This window comes from Pseudomonas sp. LBUM1678, assembly GCF_059695575.1.
Genome location: NZ_CP166775.1, coordinates 3,375,924 through 3,399,658, shown reverse-complemented (window position 1 = coordinate 3,399,658; position 23,735 = coordinate 3,375,924). Strand labels below are relative to the sequence as shown.

18 protein-coding genes are annotated in these 23,735 nt (G+C 58.9%); 5 read left to right on the top strand and 13 right to left on the bottom strand.

Going from position 1 to position 23,735, the window contains the following annotated elements; genetic code table 11:
- Window positions 1–9: 9 nt before the first annotated feature.
- The 6 genes from ACA070_RS15450 to ACA070_RS15425 all read right to left on the bottom strand — a co-directional run bounded on the left by ACA070_RS15450 (window position 10) and on the right by ACA070_RS15425 (window position 7,303).
- A complete protein-coding gene (locus ACA070_RS15450; RefSeq protein ID WP_497451883.1) occupies window positions 10–654 on the bottom strand; it encodes an MliC family protein in 645 nt (214 codons plus the stop codon).
- A 143-nt stretch (window positions 655–797) separates the two neighbouring features.
- Entirely contained in the window at window positions 798–2,084 is a 1,287-nt protein-coding gene (locus tag ACA070_RS15445) for an NAD(P)/FAD-dependent oxidoreductase (RefSeq protein WP_497451882.1), read from the bottom strand.
- Window positions 2,077–3,660, bottom strand: coding sequence for an aldehyde dehydrogenase (NADP(+)) (locus ACA070_RS15440; RefSeq protein ID WP_497451881.1), 1,584 nt, complete (start codon window positions 3,658–3,660; stop codon window positions 2,077–2,079). The genes ACA070_RS15445 and ACA070_RS15440 overlap by 8 nt, the downstream gene beginning before the upstream one ends.
- 63 nt (window positions 3,661–3,723) lie before the next feature.
- Window positions 3,724–4,671: a dihydrodipicolinate synthase family protein gene (locus ACA070_RS15435; RefSeq protein WP_497451880.1), complete on the bottom strand. Its 948-nt coding sequence runs from the start codon at window positions 4,669–4,671 to the stop codon at window positions 3,724–3,726.
- Window positions 4,672–4,730: 59 nt separating this feature from the next.
- Entirely contained in the window at window positions 4,731–5,657 is a 927-nt protein-coding gene (locus ACA070_RS15430) for a 4-hydroxyproline epimerase (RefSeq protein WP_497451879.1), read from the bottom strand.
- Between the two features lie 11 nt (window positions 5,658–5,668).
- Window positions 5,669–7,303: an APC family permease gene (locus tag ACA070_RS15425; protein ID WP_497451878.1), complete on the bottom strand. Its 1,635-nt coding sequence runs from the start codon at window positions 7,301–7,303 to the stop codon at window positions 5,669–5,671.
- Between the two features lie 268 nt (window positions 7,304–7,571).
- On the opposite strand from ACA070_RS15425, the gene ACA070_RS15420 reads away from it, so the two are divergent.
- The gene (locus tag ACA070_RS15420; RefSeq protein ID WP_497451877.1) at window positions 7,572–8,345 is read left to right on the top strand and encodes a PAS domain-containing protein; all 774 of its coding nucleotides are present in this window, start codon (window positions 7,572–7,574) and stop codon (window positions 8,343–8,345) included.
- Window positions 8,346–8,413: 68 nt separating this feature from the next.
- Here the strand turns inward: ACA070_RS15420 and ACA070_RS15415 are convergent, their stop codons facing one another.
- Window positions 8,414–10,027: a DUF1254 domain-containing protein gene (locus tag ACA070_RS15415; RefSeq protein WP_497451876.1), complete on the bottom strand. Its 1,614-nt coding sequence runs from the start codon at window positions 10,025–10,027 to the stop codon at window positions 8,414–8,416.
- 472 nt (window positions 10,028–10,499) lie between these two features.
- Here ACA070_RS15415 and ACA070_RS15410 point away from each other — a divergent pair, with 472 nt between their 5' ends.
- Window positions 10,500–11,777 (top strand): OmpP1/FadL family transporter, encoded by a 1,278-nt coding sequence (locus tag ACA070_RS15410; protein ID WP_497451875.1) that lies wholly within the window; start codon window positions 10,500–10,502, stop codon window positions 11,775–11,777.
- 113 nt (window positions 11,778–11,890) lie between these two features.
- Window positions 11,891–12,703, top strand: coding sequence for a transporter (locus tag ACA070_RS15405; RefSeq protein WP_497451874.1), 813 nt, complete (start codon window positions 11,891–11,893; stop codon window positions 12,701–12,703).
- On the opposite strand, the gene ACA070_RS15400 is transcribed toward ACA070_RS15405, so the two are convergent.
- Window positions 12,696–12,917, bottom strand: coding sequence for a hypothetical protein (locus ACA070_RS15400; protein WP_497451873.1), 222 nt, complete (start codon window positions 12,915–12,917; stop codon window positions 12,696–12,698). The genes ACA070_RS15405 and ACA070_RS15400 overlap by 8 nt on opposite strands.
- Before the next feature lie 457 nt (window positions 12,918–13,374).
- Here ACA070_RS15400 and ACA070_RS15395 point away from each other — a divergent pair, with 457 nt between their 5' ends.
- Window positions 13,375–14,049 carry a dTMP kinase gene (locus ACA070_RS15395; protein ID WP_497451872.1) on the top strand — a complete coding sequence of 225 codons (675 nt, stop codon included), beginning with the start codon at window positions 13,375–13,377 and terminating at the stop codon, window positions 14,047–14,049.
- A gap of 198 nt (window positions 14,050–14,247) precedes the next feature.
- Entirely contained in the window at window positions 14,248–16,149 is a 1,902-nt protein-coding gene (locus tag ACA070_RS15390) for a potassium transporter Kup (protein WP_497451871.1), read from the top strand.
- Between the two features lie 49 nt (window positions 16,150–16,198).
- Here the strand turns inward: ACA070_RS15390 and ACA070_RS15385 are convergent, their stop codons facing one another.
- From ACA070_RS15385 to ACA070_RS15365, 5 genes are all read right to left on the bottom strand, one after another.
- Complete coding sequence (locus ACA070_RS15385) at window positions 16,199–16,930, bottom strand: anti-sigma factor (RefSeq protein WP_497451870.1); 732 nt, start codon at window positions 16,928–16,930, stop codon at window positions 16,199–16,201.
- Window positions 16,927–17,493, bottom strand: a complete 567-nt coding sequence (locus ACA070_RS15380; RefSeq protein WP_497451869.1) for a sigma-70 family RNA polymerase sigma factor — start codon at window positions 17,491–17,493, stop codon at window positions 16,927–16,929. Before ACA070_RS15380 ends, ACA070_RS15385 begins: the two co-directional genes overlap by 4 nt.
- A 107-nt stretch (window positions 17,494–17,600) precedes the next feature.
- The gene (locus ACA070_RS15375) at window positions 17,601–18,143 is read right to left on the bottom strand and encodes a DUF3455 domain-containing protein (RefSeq protein ID WP_497451868.1); all 543 of its coding nucleotides are present in this window, start codon (window positions 18,141–18,143) and stop codon (window positions 17,601–17,603) included.
- Between the two features lie 779 nt (window positions 18,144–18,922).
- Complete coding sequence (locus ACA070_RS15370) at window positions 18,923–21,952, bottom strand: Ig-like domain-containing protein (protein WP_497451867.1); 3,030 nt, start codon at window positions 21,950–21,952, stop codon at window positions 18,923–18,925.
- 453 nt (window positions 21,953–22,405) lie between these two features.
- Window positions 22,406–23,734 (bottom strand): TolC family outer membrane protein, encoded by a 1,329-nt coding sequence (locus ACA070_RS15365; RefSeq protein WP_497451866.1) that lies wholly within the window; start codon window positions 23,732–23,734, stop codon window positions 22,406–22,408.
- Window position 23,735 lies beyond the last annotated feature (1 nt).

Below are 23,735 nucleotides of genomic sequence, written 5' to 3'. Positions count from 1 at the left end.
GCAGGACAATCAACTGACCGGCTCGACCGTACAACTCATTTCCCTTGAGCCCGGCTTCTGGAAAAGCACCGCGCCACCGTCTTGCCAGAAGCTGTAGTTGCCTTGTTTATCCTTGCCGGTGTATCGGGCCCCATAGTCACTCTGCACCTGGGTCAGGGTGATCGCGGTGTTCGCCCATTTCAGGTACACGACGCCCGGCTGCGTGTGGAAGAAGGTGGCGGCAATCGGCGCGTTAAACCCTTCGCAACGAAAAGCCAGCGGGCCTTCGGTGAGTCGGTCCGGGTCCTTGGTTCTGACAATGGCCGAGCCTTGGCGTAGCTGATGTGCGCGCTCGGCATAACTTCGGATGATGCACGTCTTGAGCTCCGGCCCGGGGGCGCAATCATTGCGGGCATCGATCCAGAACTGTTGGTCGATGATGACTTTGTCGGGGGGCGGAACGGAACGTTCATCCGTGAGCGCGAGGCGATAAAGACGCGTCAGTTCGATATCCATCTGCGTCAGTTGCGCATCGCGACAGATCAGCTTTTCGACGTTTGCCTTGGCCTGGGCGCAGTCGATGCCGGGAGGGGACGCTGCATTCGCGCAGAGACTCGCCGCCGCGCACAGGCTGGCAGCGAACAGACAGGTGAAAGGGGCCGTGACCGTTTTCATGTTGGCTTTACCCAGATCATTATGTGATGCCCGGATTGCCGTGGGACCTCTCGATCCGTTGAACAGTCATTCGTGTGCATTGGGTGTACGCAGTGTAAGTCAGTGCTCAAAACTTGCCACACCCGCCCGGCGGCGGGTGTTTCTCAGAATCGATCCAGTCTGTAGGGCGCAATGGCCGGTAATTCATAGGAATGGGGGACGGTCGCCGGCGAAACCAGTTGAGCGATGAGTTCGGCAGTGACGGCTGCCTGCGTCAGGCCCAGGTGCTGGTGCCCAAAGGCGAGCAGCACCTTGCCGTCGCACACCCGGTCGATGATCGGCAGGGAATCCGGCAAGGACGGGCGAAAACCCATCCAGGGCGTCGCCGCGTCAGCATTCAAGTCGCGCTTGAACAGGCCTTCACTCAGCCGGTGCAACTGCCAGGCGCGTTCCATGGCCGGAGGGCGGTCGAGGCCGGCGAATTCGACGGTGCCGGCCAACCGCAGTCCATCGGTCATGGGGGTCATGATGAACTTGCGCTCCAGTGAGGTGACGGCGAAAGGCAACCGCCCGTGTTCATGGGGCAGCATCAGGTGATAGCCGCGCTCGGTATCCAGCGGGACCTTCTTGCCGGTCAGCGCTGCCGTCAGCTTCGCGGAGTGGGCGCCGCAGGCGATCAGGGTCTGGCGAGCGGTCAAACGACCCTGGTCGGTAATGAGCGACACGCCGTGCTCCTGCAGGTTTGCGCCCAACACCCGTTGTTTGAGGAAATGCACGCCGCTGGCTTTGGCGGCATGCACCAGTTCGCCCACCACCCGGTAGGGGTCGAGAAAATGCCCGGTGCGCGGAAAGAACAGCCCGCCCTGAATCCGCTCGCTGAGTTGCGGAGCCGCTTCGCGCACGGCGTTGGCCTGCCAGTAGTCGGCCGGTACGTGTTGCTGGCGCATCCGTGCTTGTAACGCTTCGATCACCGGGTGCGAGTCGGGGCGTTCGAACACCAGCAACGAGCCGTCCTCGCGCAGCAGATCGGGGCGGGCAATGTCCCCCAGCAGACGGTGCCAGGCGCCAAGGCTGCTTTCGTTGAGCGCGCGGATGCCGGCCACGGTCCGTTGGAAGGGGGCCGGGCGCAGGTTCAGCAACAGGCGCGTGAACCAGGGCAGGGCGCGCGGCAGGTATTTCCAGTCCAGACGCAGCGGGCCCATCGGGTCCATGAGCATGCCGGGCAGGCGTTTGAGGATGGACAGGTCGGCGATAGGAAACACCTGCTCGGTTGCCAGATGCCCGGCATTGCCAAACGAGGCGCCCCGGCCAGGGTCCTGCTGGTCGATGACCACCACCCGCAGACCTTGGCGTGCCAGCCGCAGGGCGCAGGCGACGCCGATGATTCCGGCGCCAACCACGGCAATGTCCGCGTTGTCGTGCGGGTTGTGTGTCGCAGGGGAGTCAGACATTTTCCTGGGCTTCTCTCTGGCCATCGAGCAGGCGGCGCAGCTGCAGCGGATTGCTGTGCTTGAGCGCGGCAGGCAACAGGGTGTCCGGAAAGTCCTGATAGCAGACCGGGCGCAGGAACCGCAGGATGGCAGCTGTGCCGACCGAGGTCGTGCGCGGGTAGGAAGTGGCCGGGAAGGGGCCGCCGTGGACCATGGCGTCGCACACCTCGACACCGGTGGGCCAGCCGTTGACCAGCAGACGACCGGCCTTACGCTCCAGCGCCGGCAATAACGCCCGGGCGCGATCCAGATCGGCGTCATCCAGGTGCAGGGTGGCGGTCAACTGACCTTCAAGGTGTTCGATGACCTGACGGATTTGGTTGTCGTCGGCGCATTGCACGATCAGCGATGCAGCACCGAACATTTCTGCCTGCAACGTGGCGTCGGCGAGGAAATCCTGTGCCTGGGTGACGAACAGATGGGCCTCGCATTGGTTCGGCGTTTCACCCTTGAGGCCGGTGGCGGACACTGGGGCACGCTCAAGCATCGAGCCGACGCCAGCCTCATAGGCATTGAAGATGCCAGGTGTGAGCATGGTCTGCGCCGGGCTGCGCTGGACGAGGTCCGCCGCCGCGTTGATGAAACGATCCAGGGCCGGGCCTTGACGGGCAATCACCAGGCCGGGGTTGGTGCAGAACTGGCCGGCACCCTGGGTCAGGGAGGCGACGAATCCCTGCGCCAACGCTTCGGCGCGTGCTTGCAGCGCCGCCGGGAACAGCAAGACCGGGTTGATCGAGCTCATTTCCGCATACACCGGAATCGGCTCGGGACGTGCCTGGGCCGCCTTGCACAACGCGATGCCACCACTGCGCGAGCCAGTGAAACCCACGGCCTTGATACGCGGGTCGGTGACCAGCGCGATACCCACTTCGCGGCCGGAACCGAACAGCAGCGAGAACACGCCTTGGTGCAGGCCGCAGGTTTCCACGGCACGGGCTACCGCGCGGCCCACCAGTTCGCTCGTGCCGGGGTGAGCGCCATGGGCTTTGACGACCACCGGACAACCGGCAGCCAATGCCGAAGCGGTGTCACCGCCAGCGACCGAAAAGGCCAGCGGAAAATTGCTGGCGCCGAACACGGCCACTGGGCCCAGCGGCACCTGGCGCTGACGCAGGTCCGGGCGCGGCAGGGGTTGGCGTTCCGGTTGCGCCGTGTCGACCCGTACATCCAGCCATTCGCCGGCCCGCACGGTACGGGCGAAGGTGCGCAGTTGCTGGCAGGTGCGGCCACGTTCACCCTGAATGCGTGGGCGCGGCAGGCCTGTCTCGGCGACAGCGCGCTCGATCAACTCATCACCAAGGGCTTCGATCTGATCGGCAATCGCTTCGAGAAAATGCGCGCGTGCCGCCAGTGATGTTTCGCGATAGCTGTCGAAGGCTGCACACGCCAGAGCGCAGGCTTGTTCGACATGCTCGTCAGTGCCACCGGGATAGGCCGGTTCGAGCGGTTTGTCGGTGGCGGGATTGATCGCCCGGATCGCTTCGCGAGTACCGGTGATGGCGTGCTGACCAATCAGCATCTGGCCTGTCAGAGTCATGGCGCTTTCCTGGAAAAGAGGGTGGCCCGCTGTGGTTTCGCAGCGGGCGGGTTCAAGCTGGGATCAAGCGACGTTCAGTTCTGCGGACCAGTTTTTGTACCACTGGCGGAACAACGTGTACTGGTTCTCGGCGTAGCGACGTTGGGCATCGCTGAGCGCGTCGGTCTCGTTGAAATGCAGGGTGTATTCCTTGTCGCCGTTGAGCACCATCAGGTGCTTGTAATAGAGCACCAGGTCGCAGCCCTCATCGAAGGACGACAGCACGGCCAGCGCGGATTCCAGCTCCCTGGCCAGGCGGCGAGCCTTGGCGTCACCTTTGGCGGCTTGCTTGCTCAGGGCCACCAATTGCAGGACTTCGCGGGGCAGCGCGTTGCCGATGCCGGTGATGGCGCCGGTGGCGTTGCAGTTGACGAAACCATGGACCACTTGCGTATCGACACCGACCATCAGGGTGACGTTATCGTCTTTGGACGTGATGTTCTCGGCGGCATAGCGCAGGTCGGCAGCACCGCCGAACTCTTTGAAGCCGATCAGGTTCGGGTGTTCGCGACGCAGTTCGAAGAACAGGTCCGCACGGGTGGCGAAGCCGTAGTAAGGGCTGTTGTAGATCACCGATGGCAACTCCGGCGCGGCCTTCAAGATTGCGGCGAAGTGAGCTTTTTGCGCAGCGGGAGAGGCACCTCGGGAGAGGACGCGGGGGATCACCATCAGGCCATGGGCGCCGACTTTGGCCGCATGGGCCGCGTGGGAAATCGCTTCACGGCTGTTGACCGCGCCGGTACCGACAATCGTCGGAACGCCGGCGGCGACCAGACGCGCCACGCCTTCCTGGCGCTCGGCTTCGGTGAGCAACGGCCAGTCACCCATGGAGCCGCAATACACGACCGCACTCATGCCGATATCGATCAGTTCGCGACCTTTGGCCACCAGCGCGTCAAAGTCGGGTTTGCGCTCGGCGGTGCATGGGGTCATCAGTGCAGGAATGCAGCCAGTGAAGATGCTATCGCTCATTGTTGTAACTCCTTGAAGCGTTGATTCAAATGTATTGAGGGGAAGTGCCGCGTGGTCGCTCAAATGCCCCACGCGAAGGGATCCTGTTCGTCGATCAGCAGCGTGCTGTCGGCCGTCATGAAGGCCTGGCCGGTTATGAACGGGCGCACGCGCTCGCCCTCCCATTCGTAACTGCCGATGAACTGACTGGCGGTGATGCTCGCTTGTACCCAGGGCTCACCGACGGCCAGTTTTCCATCGGCCGCCAGGCACGCCAGCTTGGCGCTGGTGCCGGTGCCGCAGGGCGAGCGGTCGTAGGCTTTGCCCGGGCACATGACGAAGTTGCGGCTGTCGGCCTGGTCGTCGTCGGCAAATAGCTCGACATGATCGATGAGTGCGCCGTCTTCGCCATGAATGCCCTGGGCTTCCAGGGCTTTGAGCATCGCCCAGGTGTACTCGGTGAGGGCCTCGACGTTGTCAAGTTGCAACGCCTGCCCGTGGTCGGACACCAGGAAAAACCAGTTGCCGCCCCAGGCGATATCGCCGTAAACGCGGCCGTACCCGGGGACTTCCACCGGCACCTGTTTACCGTAGCGGTAGGCGGGCACGTTGCGCAGGGTCACCGTACCGTCGCCATGCAGGGTGGCGCTGACCGGTCCGACGGGGGTGTCGATTTTGTGTATACCGGGAGCGATGTGCCCCAGGTAATGCAAGGAGTTGACCAGGCCGATAGTGCCGTGACCGCACATACCGAGGTAGCCGGCGTTGTTGAAGAAAATCACCCCGCAGGTCGCATCCGGCGAGACCGGCTCGCAATACAGGGCGCCGACCAGCACATCGTTGCCTCGGGGCTCAAGCAGGCAAGCCCGACGCCATTGGTCATGCTGATCGCGCAGGGCATCACGCTTCTCGACCATGGTCTGGCCGGACAGTTGGGGGAAGCCGCTCATCACCAGGCGAGTCGGTTCGCCACCGGTGTGGGAGTCAATGACATGAACCCGTTTCATAGACCTATCCTTTAGAAGTGCGCAGGTGCAGGGCGCTGGGCTGTAGTGGTGCCGGTGCGGGTCAAATCGGCTTCGCTTTCATCGTCCTCGTCTTCCAGACGGACCAAGTGCGCCGGTACACCGGTGGCCGCGCCCCAGCAATAGATACCCATCGCACAGATCGCCACGACCAGGGTGTCGAACGGGTGGCTGATCACGCCCAGGCCACCGAAGCTGCCGAGTTTGGAGAGCACGATGGTCACGGCATAGAAACCGATCAGCCATGCGGACGAGCGCACTTGTTGGCCCAGGTTCAAATGCTGGGTCGGCACAAAACGGCCACACAGCAGGTAAACCACGAACATCAGGATCTGCAGGCCGAGCAGCCAGGACACGGTGCTCCATCCCGACCAGTAGACGATCAGCGCCGCGATGATGAATGACAGCGGACCGAGGACGCTCATCCACTTGACCCTGAACGGGCGCGGCATATCCGGCGCATTGCGGCGCAGCGCGGCGACGGATACCGGAGCGACGGCATAGCTCAACACCAGCGCGGCGGAAACCACATTGATCAGGGCTTCCCAGGACGGGAAGGGCAGGGTCCAGAACACCGACAGGGCAAAGGTCAGCCACAGCGCCGGGCGCGGAATGCCGGATTTTTCGTCGATGCGGGTGAACACCTTGAAGAAGGTGCCGGTTCGCGCCCAGCCATAGATCACTCGCGGTGTCGCGTTCATGTAGATGTTGCCGCAACCGCTGGGGGAGATCACCGCGTCGGCGACCACCAGGTAGGCCAACCAGCCCACGCCCAGTGCCAGGGCGATGTCGCGGTAAGGCAGGGCCAGTTCCTTGGCAACACCGGCCCAGCCGTTGGCCAGCATCTCGGTAGGCACGCCGCCGAGGAAGGCGACCTGCAACAGCACATAGATCAAGGTGGAAAGCAGCACGGACAGGATCAATGCAATTGGAATGGTCCGTTGCGGGTTCTTCACTTCGCTGGCCACCGAGATGATCGGCGTCAGCCCGAGGTAAGCGAAGATGACGCCGCCAGCGGAAACCGCCATCTCGATGCCAGAAAGGCCGAATGGCGCGAAGCCCTGAGCCTGGAAGTTTGCCGGTTTGAAGAAGGTGAACAGAACACCGATCACCAGCAGCGGGACGATGAACTTGAATACGCTGACCAGGTTATTGGCCATGGCGAAGGTCTTCACGCTTCTGTAGTTGAGCAGGAAGAACAGGCAGAGCAGGCCGAATTGCAGGAGCCAGCCAATGATCGTCGGATCGCTGGAACCGGCCTTCGTCAGTTCGGGAAACCAGGCGGCGGCATACTGGCGAGCGGCAACCACTTCGATCGCCACAAGGCTGGTGAAGGCGATCAGCGTGATGAAACCCATCAAGTAGCCGAGCAACGGGCCATGGGAGTACACCGGATAACGAACCACGCCACCGGCACGCGGCAGCGCCGCACCCAATTCACAGTAAACGATGCCCAGCAGCAGCACCGCAAAGCCGCCCAGGAGCCAGGAAAAAATACCGGCTGGCCCCGCAATTGCGGAAACGTGGCTGGCTGCGAACAACCAGCCGGAACCGAAAATGGCGCCCAATCCGATGAATGTAAGGTCCATCAACGACAGTTGTTTTTTGAACTTGCCTTTGCCTGACATAGCGTCGCCTTCTTGTGAGTTATTGGATAGGCAGGTGTGCATGCAATGGCGATAGAGTGAACGCGTCAGGGCGATTGCGATTGATGTTTTCCATGGGGGCGGATGACGAAATCGGCACAATTCGGATGGCTGATCTGGCTATGTCGCTATCAACTCGACATGGCGAAAGCCTTGGGGCAATCTGCTTGCGCGTGCCTCAATGCCGCCGCTGAAGGAGAGGGCGCAGGGTGGTTTTTTTGCCTGTCCGGAGAGTGGGAGAACAAGCTTCATGACGCAGAACGCAATGGCGATCCTGTGCCAGGGGAACGACCTGAATCGTCCCGACACCCTCGAAGAATTACTGGCGGGCGTGGCACTGCTGTTGCCGATGCTGGATGTCATCCCCAATGCCGCGATCTTTATCAAAGACATCAAGGCGCGCTATGTCATGGCCAACAGCACGCTGGTGCAGCGCTGCGGATTGAAGCAGCTGCAACCGCTGCTTGGAAAAACCAGCGCCGAAGTCTTCCCAGCGCAATTGGGGCCTGGCTATACCGAACAGGATCGCCGTGTGCTGGAGCAAGGCTTTGTCCTGGAAGACCAGCTGGAGTTGCACTTATATGGGAGTCGAGAGCCCGGTTGGTGCCTGACGCATAAACGACCCTTATATAACCGCAGCGGTGAAATCATTGGTTTGGCAGGGATCTCGGTCGACCTGCAATCGGCCAGTGATACGCATCCGGCGTATCAGCGTCTGGCCGCGGTAGATGAACATATTCGCGCGCATTTCAATCGACGCATCACCTTGGGCGAGCTCACGCGGATCGCCGGCATTTCAGTCGCGCAACTGGAAAGGTACTGCAAGCGCGTGTTCCACCTGACGCCGCGGCAGATGATTCAAAAGGTTCGCCTCGAACACGCGCACCGTCTGCTGCACACCGAGATTCCCATCACCGAAGTCGCCCTGCAGTGCGGCTACACCGACCACAGTGCGTTCACTCGACAGTTCAAGGCATTGACGGGGTTTACACCGCGGCAGTATCGGCAGGCGACGGGGTACTGAGCTAGCGCGCACGCTGTACCTTGGCGATAGGCCGTCAGGGCGCTTCCTGGCAGAGCACTGCGGTCCCTTCACTGAACCTGTTCGAGTTCGCTCGGCCGCCATGTTTTGGTGAAAAACGGTTCAAGCGGGCTGTAGAGGCGCAGGATCGTAAACCAGCCTTTGTCAGGCATGGTCTGAATCCAGTTGCCAGCCTTGGCGTCGGCGGGCTTCGTAGGGCCGAAGTAGATGGTCGTGGACCCGTCCGCGTTCTCGACGGCGGCCGGCGAAGGGTAGGTTTGGCTACCCGCTCGCGGGTAGCGTTGCGGCGTCTGGAGCATCGAGCGCGTCTGGTTGTCGTAGACGGTGAACGACCAGAATTTGCCCGCCGGAATCTTCGGCGGCAGGGTCACCTTGTAGGTCTTGCCGCCATCAAAGGGATTCATTTTCGCGTCCGAGAAGCCCATGAGGTACTGCGAGCCCACATTGGGCAGTCGCATGATCATGCCCGGCGAATCCATGGTGTAGCCGTAGTAGAAGGCCGTGCGGGAGTCGAGCGTCCGCGCGCCCGTCGGCGGCAATGGTTTGAAATAGCCTTCCTTGGTGATCATGGGCGGCGGCGTCTGAAAGTCGAAACCTCCTTGCCACAGCATGCTGGCCCACATCGAGTTCGGGTAGTAGCCCCATCCGGGGTACTCGGCCGCACGAAAGTTCAGTGATCGTCCCGCCGCATTGCCCACAGCCGCTGCGTCGGTGAGGATCTTCTTCATGTGCTCGTCCGGAGCAAAGGGCTTGCCCTTTACGATGCCAATGGCTGCCAGTTGGCCCAGGAGCTCGGGGTCGAACGAGGTGGCCGGTTCCAGCTGCACAAGCTTGTCGAGCGTCTCGAAATAGGCGAAATCGTTGGGAGGAATGGTGTTGAAGGACTTGCCGGTGCCCTCGATGAACTTCGTCGGCGGTATTGGCGGGCTGGGCTCCAGCCTGATTTGACCGGCGAGTGCCGTGGCAATGCTGGTGCCGTAACCACCGGGTGTGTAGGGATAAATCTTCAGCTTGTCCTTGATCAGATCTACAGCGGGCTTGGGATCGTTGTTCTCCATAAATGCACGAACGGCGTATAGCACATGATTGGTTTTCGATCGGCCTACGAAGAAGCCACTGTCTGGGAGAGGCCCCTCGTAGTCCGGCGGCACCACCAGGTACTTGCCGCCTTCGCCCCGATCGGGTCCGGGGGTACCCAGGTCAATGATCCAGCCGAACCACATGTCATTGAGCGTGCCGAGCGACTTCGGCGGCACCTCGACCACCAAGGGGCCCTTCGTCAGGTCGAGGACCGAGAGGGAATAAATGGTGTCGGCGTTGGCGGTAAGAAAGAGCGAGTTGGAGTCCATCAGCTCAGAGAAGATAATCACCGAGTTGTCGTCAGCCCCAATGCTGTGGAAGCCCTCGCGAATCGCATAGGCCGAGGCCCCCGAGAAACTGTTCATGAACGCGTCAATGCCGCGAACGAATGCCAGTGTGTCGTAGACGTCCCGGCTGGTTTTTACGGTCGGCGCGCCGTCCTTGAATTCCAGGGTGCCGACACGGGTTTCGATGCGATCCGGCGTAGTGATGCCGGGTGGGATTGCGGTTGCCGCCTGCGCCGCAGGCGAGGCCAGCGCAACCAAGGCTGACAATACGGCAAGTGGTCTGAAAGTTTGCGTCATGGAGTTCTCCTTGAAGGATGCCAAATGTATTGACTACCCAAACTCAGGAACTAATGGCGCAGTGACATTCCTCAGGGCGCGTTGAACCATCCTTCCTGCGCTCTCGTCATCACTGAGTGGTACTGACATCGATTCGCTCGGATGACCTTTCACAAATGTTGCGCACCATTGTCGGAGCAGCACAGTCTGCTTGATCAGTTTTTCCAGCAAGCAAAGCATAGGTGCACATTTGCCATTGCTCCAGCTCAACCGACTGAACCATACCCCCCGTGAATGGGGCGGTGCAAAGCGCTTCTACACTTTCTGATGCGACCATCTGTCCGGTAAAGAACCGATTTGCAGCTTGATTACAGTTATGCCCGGGCACCAATGGACAATGTCGAATCATCAGCAATACTTCACTTCGCCATATAGAGCCCGGTTGCGCTGTTAGCTGATCGATAGTGATTAAACATCATTAAAGAGGGGCGTCATGCAGTCGAATAAAAATGCACTGCTTGTTGCAGTATTCGGATTGCTGACGTTTTCTGTTAGTGAACGAGGTTCTGCCGGCGGGCTAATGTTGTATGAAATCGCGACTGACAACGCCGGGTTGGCCAATGCCGGTGCGGCGGCGAGGGCACAGGGCCCTTCGACCATCGCCAGCAACCCCGCAGGCCTGAGTTATCTGAGCGGCACTCAAATGACCGCCGGGGCGCAGATCCTGTTCGGTGATTTGTCGTTCCATCGGGACGGTGAAACCAATACCCCGGGTACCGGCAGTGGCAATGTGCTTGATCCCATACCAGGCGCCAGTTTTTTCATCAGCCACCAACTGGATGATCAGTGGACCGTCGGCTTCGGTTCCTATGGCGATTTCGGACTCGCGGAAAACTACGACAACGACTGGTCCGGGCGTTATTTCGTGCAGAACGCGAGCATCGCGGGTTTGTCACTGGTGCCCAGTGTGGCGTATCGCTTCAATGAGCAGTGGTCAGTGGGTGTCGGTGTCAAAGCGATGTACGGCATGCTGAAATCCGAGGCAGCGATCGATCAACGACCGCTGGGCCTTACGGACCGTGCAGATGGACAATACAAGTACAAGGACCACGACTGGGGGTATGGCGCCAACGTCGGCGTGATCTATGCGCCGCAACCGGGCACCCGTGTCGGCCTGGCTTACACCAGTCAGGTCGACCTGGATTTTGAAGACGGCCTGGATGTGAAAAGCAATGCGCCGCTGGTGAGTCGACTGGACGGCACCAACCTCGGGCTCGATCTGAACGTACCGCAAACCGCAACGCTCAGCCTGTACCAGCAACTGCACTCGCAATGGGCATTACTGGCCTCGGTCAACTGGCAGGACTGGTCGAAATTCGGCGACATCGAAATCGACGTAGACACCTCTGCCGCCGGCTCGCGGGCGACCACTATCGATGCGCATTACAAAGACACTTATCAATTGGCCCTGGGCGCGCAATACCAGATGAATCCTGATTTGTTATGGGACTTCGGTATCGCCTACGACACCTCGGCAGTCTCTGACGGCAATCGCACGTTGACCGTGCCCATGGGGGCCGCCTGGCGCTTCGCCGCCGGCCTTACCTACTCGCTTAACAAAGAGACCGACTTCAACTTCAGTTGGGTCACGGTGTGGATGGGTGACATGTCCGTCGACCAGACCAAAGCCCTGTCCGGCAATCACACGTCAGGCGAGTTCGATGACGCCTGGATTCAAGCCCTGTCGGCCAACATGACCTGGCGTTATTGAACAAAGGAATCGCCGATGTTCAAGAGCAAAACGGCACAGATAAGGTTGCAATGATCGCCTCGTGCCTCATACAACCTGGCCGCGTACTGCGAGCCGTACTCCAGGAGTTCGATATGAACAAGCGCATTGAACGGTGTGTTCTCTTATTGATCGCCTTCGGTGTGTCTGTTTCCAGCTACGCGGACAGCCAGGCTGAGCTGGCCAAACAGGCGCTGAACCCGGTTGCGGCGCTGTACAGCTTGCCGATCCAGTACAACTGGAACCAGAAAATGGGACCCACCGGCGAAGGCATTCAAAGCGTCACCAATATCCAGCCGGTTTTACCTTTCTCGCTCAACGAGGACTGGAACCTGATCTCTCGCACAATTCTTCCGATCATTGATCAACACGGATTGGCGCCGGGTGGTGTCGCCGATAAAAGCGGGGTAGGGGATACGTCCCAAAGCTTTTTCTTTTCACCGAAAAAGCCCACCGAAAATGGCTGGATCTGGGGTGTAGGGCCGGCACTGCTGTTGCCGACCGGCAGCGACAAGTTGCTCAGCAACGAGCAGTGGGGGCTGGGGCCGACAGCGGTTGCGCTGAAGCAGGCCGACGGCTGGACAACGGGCATTCTGGCCGACCACATCTGGTCACTGGAAAACAGCCCGGCTGATGACAAGGAAAAAGTGAACCAGACTTACCTGCAACCGTTTCTGGTGTACACCACGAAGACCTACACCAGTTTTGGCATCAACACCGAATCCACTTATGACTGGGAGGCCAAGGAGTGGAACGTACCGATCAATCTGTTCGTGACGCAACTGTTCAAGGTAGGCAAGCAACCCATGAGTCTTCAGGTGGGGCCGCGCTATTGGGCGGAAAGTCCTGAAGATGGCGCCCATGGCTGGGGCTTTCGGGTGGCCTACACACTGCTCTTCCCTAAATGAAATGCACCGCTGCCAAAGCGCAGCTCCCGTTGCCTGATCGACTGCGGTCCCGGCCTAGCCACTTGGCGAAGGGGCAAACGGTATTGCAAACGACCTTGGCGCCCCGGAATGCCTGGGTCAGCGATAACGCAATGTTCTGATCGATCAGCCAATCCATAATCAGCATGCCGGTGTAGCCACTGGCGCCATAGACAACGACGGGATACTTAGCCATTTTTTATTCTCTTGATGTTGTTGGGTAGGCGAGGCGGGTGGAGCAATGCATGACAATCGCTAGGAACTCGTATCAATTGTCGGGGCTGTAACTGCCCTCACTGCGCGCCGCAACTTGAGCGTTCAATTCATCGATACAGATACAGCGATAGGTGACCACCGCTTTCTGCGCCGCTCAAAAGTAGTAAGTTCGATACCCTTGACGACCCCCCACGGCGGGGGGCATCGGATGAATCAGGCGGGGAAAAAATGGGCGCTGGCAATGCCAGCGCTTCGCCGGTCGTGCTGGCTCGCGCGGTTGTAACCCTGAATTTTGAGACCCATTGGCCAGAAACCGGGTTAGAGTGTTCGTCAATGTCTGTTCATAAGGGCCCGCCACTCGATTCGCGTCGTCGCGCCAGGCGATTCCAGCGAACGAACCGGGCAAAAAAAACCGTATATCAATCGTTGTTTGAAGAATGAATCGTCCGCTGTTTGTTTCTCTAGATGGGCCCAAGGGAACCGGCAAAACCACACTGTTGGAAGCCGTTACGAAAGTACTGAGGGCAGACAACAAAAAGGTGATCCGACTTTGCGAGAAAAAAAGCGATCCCTTCAGGGGTGAAACAATGGCCCTCGTTAACAAGCTCGTCAGAAATCCCTCCCGGGATCTGGAGTTGGGGGTTTGTGAACGCTTTGCTGATAGCCGTACCTGGATTTCCCTGCACGTGCTGGCTAAACAGCCACCAGACAGCATCATCTTGATCGATCGCTGGTACCCGTCCGAGGCCGCGTTTCGCCGGATAGTCCCGTTTGCAGAGATTCTGCAGTTGAACATTGATCGAAACGTGCGAGTACCAGACCTGCATGTCGGGGTTGTCACCGACCCTGATATTTCATGGGCGAGGGCAGCGGCACGGGGGCGTGGGCTGAGCAGTACTGTGATCCATAAGCTGGAAGAACATGTCGCTTGTACCAAGGCGTTCGAGCGAGCGATTGCAGATCACGGCTGGGTTTTATGCCGTAATGAAGGAACGATCGAAGACGCAACGATGCAGGTGGTTTCCGAGATCTATAAAGTCCTTCGATGCCCCGTAGGCGACTGCATAGGGTCAACACTTCCCACACTGAAAATACAATCGAAACCGAACTAAGTTTAAGTGTTCGAAAAAACGGGCAGTCATCGCCGTAAAATTTTTACGCTTTCTTTACGGTAGGTGATTTAACCCGCAACGATACTGGCCGCGATTTTTTAGATCGTCCATGTGCCTTGCTTTTCCGATGGCCCTGGAAAAAATGTATTGCCCAAGGATGGCTTGCAGTGACTCCCCGCTAATTGAGAGAAGCGCCCCTTGAGTGAGACCGCGACCGTTGTAAACGAAGACTCCCCATCCAAATCCTCAGGAGTGGGCTTGCTCGTCGCTGCTGTCGGGGTGGTTTACGGGGACATCGGCACCAGCCCCCTCTACACGCTGAAAGAAGTATTTTCCGGCCACTACGGCGTTCAGGTGAATCACGACGGAGTGCTGGGTATTCTGTCGTTGATCTTTTGGTCACTGATCTGGGTCGTCTCGATCAAATACGTACTGTTCATCCTGCGTGCCAATAACCAGGGTGAGGGCGGCATCATGGCGTTGACGGCGTTGGCCCGCCGCGCAGCAGCACCTTATCCGCACATGAGCAAAGTACTGGTGTTGCTCGGTTTGTTCGGCGCCGCACTTTTTTATGGGGACAGCATGATCACCCCGGCGATTTCGGTGCTCTCTGCGGTTGAGGGGCTACAGCTGGCGTTTGACGGGATCGAGCACTGGGTTGTACCCCTGTCGGTGATCGTGCTGGTGGCGCTGTTCCTGATACAGAAACACGGCACTGCTCGCATCGGGATTCTGTTTGGCCCGGTCATGGTGCTGTGGTTTGTGGTGTTAGGCGCGCTCGGGATCTACGGGATTTTACAGCGCCCCGAGGTACTGCAAGCCCTCAACCCTGTTTGGGCAGTGCAGTTCTTCGTGGTTCATCCGGGCATGGGCGTGGCGATTTTGGGTGCTGTCGTGTTGGCGTTGACCGGTGCTGAAGCACTGTATGCCGACATGGGCCACTTTGGTCGCAAACCCATTTCTCGTGCCTGGTTCATTCTGGTGTTGCCAGGGCTGGTACTCAATTATTTTGGCCAGGGTGCGTTGATCCTTGAGAGCCCGGAGGCTGTGCGCAATCCGTTCTATCTGCTCGCGCCGAGTTGGGCACTGTTGCCGATGGTTGCTCTCTCTACGCTTGCCACCATCATTGCTTCTCAAGCCGTGATCTCTGGTGCTTTCTCCCTGACACGCCAGGCAATCCAGCTAGGGTACGTTCCTCGCATGTTTATCCAGCACACCTCGAGCCAGGAACAGGGGCAGATTTACATCGGCACGGTTAACTGGGCATTGATGGTCGGAGTCGTACTGCTGGTGATCGGTTTCGAATCATCCAGTGCCTTGGCGGCTGCCTATGGTGTCGCGGTGACAGGCACCATGTTGATTACCACGCTTTTGTCTTCAGCTGTCGTCCTGCTGCTTTGGAAAACGCCGCGCTGGCTCGCAATCCCGATGCTGCTCGGCTTTCTTCTGGTGGACAGCCTGTACTTCGCCGCAAATGCGCCCAAAATTTTCCAGGGTGGTGCGTTCCCCGTGATCGCTGGTATTGGCCTGTTCATCTTGATGACCACTTGGAAGCGGGGGCGCAAAATCATCGTCGAGCGGCTGGACGAGACCGCGCTTCCTCTGCCTTTGTTTATCAGCAGTATCCGCTCGCAGCCGCCTCATCGTGTGCAAGGTACAGCCGTTTTCCTGACGGCCAGGGCCGATGCTGTACCGCATGCGTTGCTGCACAACTTGCTCCATAACCAGGTCTTGCATGAGCAAGTCGTGCTGCTCACCGTGGTGTCTGAAGACAGTCCTCGCGTTACTGCTGACAAGCGGTTTGAGGTTGAAGCTTATGGCGAAGGGTTTTTCCGGGTCAGTCTGCACTTTGGTTTTATGGAGGAGCCTGACGTACCCATGGCGCTAAGTCTGTGTCACTTGAATGAACTGGATTTCAGTCCGATGCGCACCACCTATTTCCTCAGCCGGGAGACAGTGATCCCCACCAAGCGCATTGGGATGGCGCGCTGGCGGGAAAGTCTTTTCGCGTTTTTGCTGAAGAACGCTAATAGCAACCTTAAGTACTTCAAATTGCCACTGAATAGAGTGATTGAGCTGGGGACTCAGGTAGAGATGTGAAGGACAAACAAGGCCGCGTCTGCGGCCTTTTCCTCTAAGACGCCCGAGATCAGATCACTTTAACCGCCCGGCCAATGAACTGAATCGGTCCTGTGGGTTTGCCAGTCTGAGATCCATTGGGGTTCTCCAGAGTCAATTCAAAGAGCTGGTTGGCTTCCAGCGGCGGTAATTTATCCAGTGGGACAGAAAGCGTTTGCCCGGGTTTGACCAATCCAAGGGACACAGGTGCTTGCCAGCCGTCCGCTTTGGTCCAGAACTCAAGTGCTTTGTCGTTTGGGACTTGCGCTACTCCTAAAGGAATCAGCTGGATTTCCTTTCGGTCGCTTGCCTGAATGACCCAGCCGGGTGCTTGGTTCTGTGGAGCCACCAGCACTACCAGATAGGTGGTCGGATTCAACGGTACTGTTCGTGTCAGAAGCACTGTTCCGAGTAACAGCGTTGCGAAAAGACCTGCCCCCGCGAGCCCGCGCCATAGAGGAAGAAGATTCCACCACGAGACAGGCTTCACAGCGGCCTTCACTTGAGGTGCTCGCCGGTCACTGCTATTCAAGCTGCGCTCGATTCGCCGCCAGAGAAGTGGAGTAGGGGGTTGCGGTTCAGCCAGTTCGGTCAACGCAAGCAAACGCTGTTCCCACGCATCTACAGCAGCTCGCAAATCCGTCTCCTTAGCGAGACGCTTTTGTATCTCGATGCGTTGCTCGGCCGGCAACGTGCCTAACACGTACTCACTCGCCAGTTCGTCAATGTTGTCGGGGCTGTCATCCTCTGGGCTTATGGTCATCCCATGCACTCCCGCAATGCCACCAGACTGCGTTTGATCCAGGCTTTGACGGTCCCCAGCGGTGCGCCCAGTTTCTGCGATATCTCTGAATGCGAATAGCCGTCCACATACGCATGAAGTATGCAGTTGCGACGCGCCGGCTCCAGTTGTTCAAGGCACACATAAATACGTCCTGAGCGGGCTCGATAATCGAAGGTGTCCACACTCTCTGACGATGTCTCCATGGACGCTAAAGCTTGCAGTGCCATTTCGCTTTGCTCGCTGACCTGTACCTCCCGGGCGTTATCACGCATGAAGTTGAGCGCCAGATGCCGCGTCACGCTGAAGATCCAGCCACGGGCAGAGCCTCGTGCCGGATCGAAGCTGCCGGCACGGGTCCATATCTTGATGAAGACGTCGTGCACGATGTCTTCGGCCAAGGCGTTACTGCGAGCGATACGCTTGGCAACACCCAGAAGTCGAGCACTTTCCTGCTCATACAAGTCCTGTAATGCCTGCTGCTCGCCTCGGGCGCAAGCAGCCAAGCAGGCTTCATAGTCAAAACAGGGCTCAGGTAGGGACAAGGTTTTCAGCCGCCAGTAGGTGGTAATTACCCCAGCCCTGCGGCTGGGGTTGCATCGGAGCAGAGTAGACGACTTTGTGCACTGACGACCTGTCCTGGATCGTTGGCTTAATTGGCTGCCCAGAAAATATAGTCAGCCTGATATTTCACTACCTCACGTTTGCCTTTGTTTGCGGCGGAGCATTCGATCATTGGCGCTACGCCGCCTTTAACGGCCACCCGCTGGATATAACTGACATTGCTCATTGCGCCTTTGCCCTCCGCAGGATTAGCTTTGACCAACTGAAAAGGGAGATCACCAGTCCCGGAGGGTGCAATCGCCAGTTGCGTCCCGGTGATTTTAGAGCCGTCTTTAGCTTGCCAGGTGGCAGGCGGCCCGAAGTAGGTACCGACTTGCTTGCCGCTGCGATCATTCAGTACCGCTTTGGGTCCGACGAAAGTCCATTCTGTCTGGCCGGCAGCATTAGCCTTGTCGCGACACTCATACGTGATTTCGCCCACGCCCACGGTCTCCAACGCGACCTTATGACCGTCCGGGACCTTGATGCTGTCGGGCAGATCTGTTTGCGCATACACCGCTGGCACTGTGACCAACAAGCAGGTGGCAGCGAGCGTAGTACTGACAATGCCGAGGAATCGTTTAGCGTTCATGTAAATCTCTCCAGAAAGATGATCAGTTCAGCAGCTATGGCTACTACCTGTACTACCCGCTGGAGGACGAACTGGATGCAGCTAATTAAAAAATATCAATGTGAGAGTCAGTGTGTGGCCGATTGCTGCCTGCCGCGATGGGCAGCAAACGCCCCATAGAGGACATCAAGGCAATCCGAAGTATTTACCGTTTATTCTTAATCGATAAACAAGCCGATAATGTTCCAGCCTACCCCAATAGTAAAAATGAAAAGAATGAGTACCAATGTAAGAGTTATCGACTCATGGGGCATGACGGTATCTCCCTGGAATGGCATAGCACTAATGTGCGGCGGACTGCGGCGAGGGCATCTTATTAATGCGCCTGTTGAATGCATGTGCTTTGAGAGTGTTGCTCACCCGATTGAAGCAGCTTTACTCTCTTGATTAATGTGTTAGTTAACGTTCAGCAAGCTCTATGCCAAACTTCAAGAGCATATAAGTCCTGCCGGTGTAACCAGTTTTATGGGCCTCTTTCGATATAGGGTTGGGGTAAAAAAAGCCCGTATATGGGGATGTTTCCTCTGAAATGGGGAGGTATTTTCAAGTTGGTTTTGGAGGCGCCCGCCGGAGTGTGTTTCGCGTAAGCATTTTATAGGCTTTGGTAGGCACTCTGGACGAATGCTGTCTGTTGCGAATGGCTGGAATCGATAGCTGCCGCATAAACGGCAGCTATCGACCCATTGCCTTCAGGCAATCCTTGGCAGGCCTGCGGTGATCGTTGCGATCACCGCTCACCGTCAGCGTCTTACTGGTGCCGAGACGGCCACGGTCACCGTCGCCGGTGTCGACATCGCACCCTTGGTATCACTGGCTTGATAGGTAAAGCTGGCGACGAACGACGCGGCGATTGTAGACGGTGGTGTGTAGATCACGCGTAAGCCGTCGGTGCTGACCGTGACCGTGCCCTTGCCGGCGCTCGGTTGCGTCAGACCTACCACTTTAAGTGGCACATTACCGTCAGGGTCGGTGTCGTTGACCAGGACATTGATGGTCAGCGGTTTGCCGTCTCTGCTGGTGGCACTGTCGGGTTTGGCGACCGGTTTTTTGTTTTCGCCTTCGCCTGTGCGGAAGGTCGGCAGCGCCGCAGAGTTCACATAGGTGACGCCGTCCCAGCCGGGCAGGGGTGTTGGCATCAACTGGAACTGGCCGGGTCTCTCGATGTCCCAGCGCAGCAGCATCGAAGTGTCCTCATGCTGGGTGTTGTGGCAGTGCTCCATGTAGGTCCCGGCGAACTCGCGGAAGCGGATGGCTATTTCCACATCCACCGAACTGTCGATGCCCTCGCCAATGCGATAGACGTCCTTGCGTGCTCCTTTTTCCCATTCCGGCGGCGCCTTGCCGTCGCGGTTGAGGACGATGCCTTCTTCGAAATGCACGTGCACCGGGTGGGTCCAGCCGTTGCCGCCATTCTTGATTTTCCACACTTCCAGCGTACCGTCGCCACTGTAGCCGGCATCGGTTGGGCCGTTGGCCAGTTGCGGGGCGGCGCTGATTTGACGCGAGTCCATCTGGTAGCCAAAACCACCGTCGGTCTTGATGGTCCAGGGTTCTTCGTCGGTGCCGTCGGAGCGGCCAAAGATGAACTCGCGATGCCGCGCCAGTTTGAGTTTGGCCTGCACCGTCGGATCGTCACGGTTGAGGGTCAGCGGAATCATGATTTTACCCTCCGGCTTACCCGGTTTGGCCGGCTCGTAGTCGGCAGGGTTCATGCTCACATCCGTGCCGCTGTAAGGCTGAACCACCAATTGCATGAACTTGCCTACCACCGGGTCGCCGTTGTCCCATTCCAGCCCTTTGCTACCCAGCTTGAGCACCGCTTTGTACTTCCCGGACAGGACATCGGCCAGGCTCACCACCTCTGCCTCCGGACCCTTGCCGGTCTGGTGCACCATCAAGTTGACGAAGTACAGCTTGTCCCCGGTCTTGATCCCGTTTTTCGCGAAGTTGACGATGATGTCGTAGCGCTCGGCAATGCCCTGGGTCGGCAGGATAGCGTTGTGGTCCTGCATGTCGCCGTCGGCGTCCAGGTCCATGCTGCCGTCGAACGGCACGGCGTGTTCCATGAGGTTGCCGTCGTTGCCGATCAGGTGGAACGGCACACGGGCATAGGACAGGCCGGAACCTGCCGGTCCGGGGAATTCGCCACTGGTTCCGGCGATTTCACGCACCAGAGCGATCCTGAAGTAGCGTGATATCGAGCCGTTGAGTATGCGGAAACGATAACTGCGCGCGCGCACGTTCAGGCGCGGCTGGTACTGCCAGTTGACCAGGATCTGATCGCCAAGGAAGCCGTCGGTGTTGAACGGGTTGAACCACAGCTGGCCGTTCTTATCCCAGGCCTTGTCGGCCATCATGAGGTTGACGTCATAGTCGCGGTTGCCCCAGGGCAGCGCCGAACCGCTGGGCAGGCGCAGGTTGACGCCGTCCTCGACCGCCTCATTGCCACGATCCAGGCCGCTGTAGTAGTTCATCATCACGGCGTTGCCCTTGTAGACGTTCTGCGCGGTGAAATCGAGCATGTGGTCGTGGAACCAGTGGGTACTCATGGTTTCGCGCCAGTCGCCGCGGATCTTGATGGTGCCGTTGTTGCAGGTCTTCAGGCCCGGGTTGGCGTCGTTGACGAACAGGGTTTCGCCCGGTGCGCAGGGGAACGCCGCGCGAGGATCTTCAGCCTTGGTGTTGATGGTGTCGTAGCCGGCCAGTTGCATCGGCCAGCGATAGTCGTAGTACTGCCCCGGAAAGAAAAACGCATTGGTATAGCCGTCGCTTTCGGCCGGGTTGTGGCCGTTGTGTTCGTGGGTGCTGAGGGTATGCAGGCCAAAACCCATGTTTGCCGCAGGGTCGATCGGCAGGGCGTTGTAGTGACGCATCAGCACCGGTTGGCCGTAACGCACCATCAGCAGTTTTACCGGAAAGGTGCCGTCGAAGGTCCATAGCGCTTTGTGGTTCTGAATCGGCATTTTGGGGTGAAAACGGGTGTCGATGCCTTTGGTCGTGCCCGTTGTGGCCGGGATGTCCGAAGTCTGGTAGTAGAGCCCGCCAGGCCCGAACTCACCGACGGCGTAGTTGTGCATTTGTCGGCGGTCGCGCATGCCGCCGTTGAGTTTGGCGCCCGCTTGCACGGTTTTGAAGGCAACCTGCGGGTAGAACTCGTTCCAGCGTTGATGGGACCAGCCTTTTCCTGGCGGACGACCTTCGGCCGGCGAACCTACCGGATGGCGGTTGAGGAAGGCTTCAATCTGCGATTTCCAGGGGTTGCGATCCAGCACGTTGGAGTATTGCGACGGAAACGGGTAAAGCCCGGGCTGGCGCATGAAGGCTTCCAGTGCCGAACTCGACGGGCCGCTGCGAGCGATGCTGTCGGGGTCCTGCTGTGGCGCCGGGCCGGCAAGGGGCACAGGGAATGTCAGTGTCGGCGCGGGCAGGGTCGGGTCGAGTTTTTCCGTGCCGAATTCCTCCAACAGCAGCAGTTGCTGGGTATAGGGCTGCGCCCCGAACAATGGGCTGGGCTTGCCGTTGGTGGGGATTTTGAACGAAGTTTGCAGGCTGGGCGGCAGCACGTTGTCGGCGCGCGGGGTATTGCGGTCACCGTACGCGCCGTTGGGCAGGGCAATCGCGCCCTGGTTGGTCGACGGCATTGTTTTCAATGCTTCCAGCGCTGCCGCAGGGTCGGCGGGCGGATTGGTATACGCCGAGGGGTCCGTCGGTGGCGGCTGGCTGACATCGTCGAGCGGCACGGCATTGGCGGTGTTGAGAGTAAGGAGCATCGCACAGGGCAAACTTGACCTGCGCAGCAAGTCGATGGAATTGCATGGTGGTTTTGCGCGTTTCATTTTTCACCCCTCGCGTGATGCCCCGCCGTCTCCATGTTTGGGACGACAGCTAATGCGGTTACAAGGAGCGGAGCAACAAACGAGCCACTACAGCAGCGCGAAGAAAAAGTTCAATTTTATTGACTGGCGGCTGTGAGTGTGACAAGTGATCGTAAAACAGGGTGGGTGATATTCCTCAAATACGGTTGAAACTCCCCGTTTATGGTGGGTGTAGTGCCCCGGTTATGGGAATGGAGTTGCCCGTTTTCGACAGTGCAAAATCAGCGCCAGAGCGTTGAGAGTGGTTCAGTGGGAGGGTGATGAGCGGCGGGATTTGATGAATCAGAGTGACCCGGAAGTGGGGAGCCGGTCGGCCATCATTTGGCGCGACCGGCCGACCGGCGAACTTCAGTTGGTGACCAGCAGTTCCGGGCCAAGGTAATTGTTGATCTGGTCGATATCGTCGTCGCCAAGACTGCCCACCGAAGACGCCAGGCGTAGACGCGACATCAAATAGCGCAACTTGGCCTCGAACAGATCGTGACGCGCAACGAAGAGCAACTCTTCGGCGTTGAGGACGTCCGAGTTGGTACTGGTGCCGCCTTCCTTGAAGCCCTTGCGTGTCGAAGCCAGTGAGCGCTCGTTGGACTCCACGGCCCGCTTCAGCGCATGAATACGTTTGGCGCCGCTGTGTATGCCGGCATACTCGCGGGTGGTTCCGGAGATGACTTCCTGACGCGTGGCGTCGAGCTCGTCCAGGGCCTTGTAACTATTGGCGCTGGCTTGGCGTGCCAGCGCGCTGGTACCGCCACCGCTGTACAGCGGGAAATTGACTTCCAGCCCGATTGAGCCGTAGCGGTTGCGTTGATTGAGCTCGGAGATTGATTGGCTATCGCCCGCGGTGTAGCCAGCGACGAAATCCAGTGTCGGCCAGTGGCCAGCCCTGGCGCGCTTCACTTCTTCTTCAGCGAGGTTGCTGCTATGACGGCGCGCATGGATCAGCGGGCTATCGGTCTGAGCCTTGATCAGCCAGTCCTGCAGGTTGCTCGGCAGTAGCGGTGGTGTATCGAAGCCCGGACGCAAGGTGATCAGCGATTCGGGGGTTTCTCCGATGTGCTCCTCAAGCTTGCGGCGCGCATTGATCAGGTTGTCCTGAGCTTCGATCAGCTCGGCTTCGGCGAGGTCGCGGCGAGCGAGCGACTCGTCAATGTCGGTGACGGTGCCGGCCCCCAGCTCCATGCGCCGTTTCGCCGAAGCGAGTTGCTCATCGAAGGCGCTCAGCTTGGACTTGGCGAGGACGATGGTTTCGCTGGCCAAAAGCACGTCGAAATAGCTTTCGGCGAGGCGCACCGCGGCGTCCTGACTCTTGGCATCGAACACCGCGACGCTGTAGTCGGCTCGCTGATTACCTTGGCGGTACTCAGCCATTTTCTGTTTGTTGAACAGCGGCTGGCGCAGGCGCACGTTAGCGCCCTTGGAGTCGTAGTCCAGATCCCTTTCGATGCCGCTCTGGCGCTGGGTACCATTGACCTTGTTGTCGTAGGCCGAGGCACTGATTTGCGGCAGCAGGCCGGCCTGGCCGATGGCGCGGTTTTCCAGGCCGGCCTGTTTTTCATGTACGGCGGCGCGGTAGACGGGGCCCTGGTACTGCAACAGATCCCAGGCTTGTTTGAGGTCCATGGCGGTGGCCGGGAGGGACAGCGCCAGCAGGCAGAAGAACAGGCAATGACGGTCCATT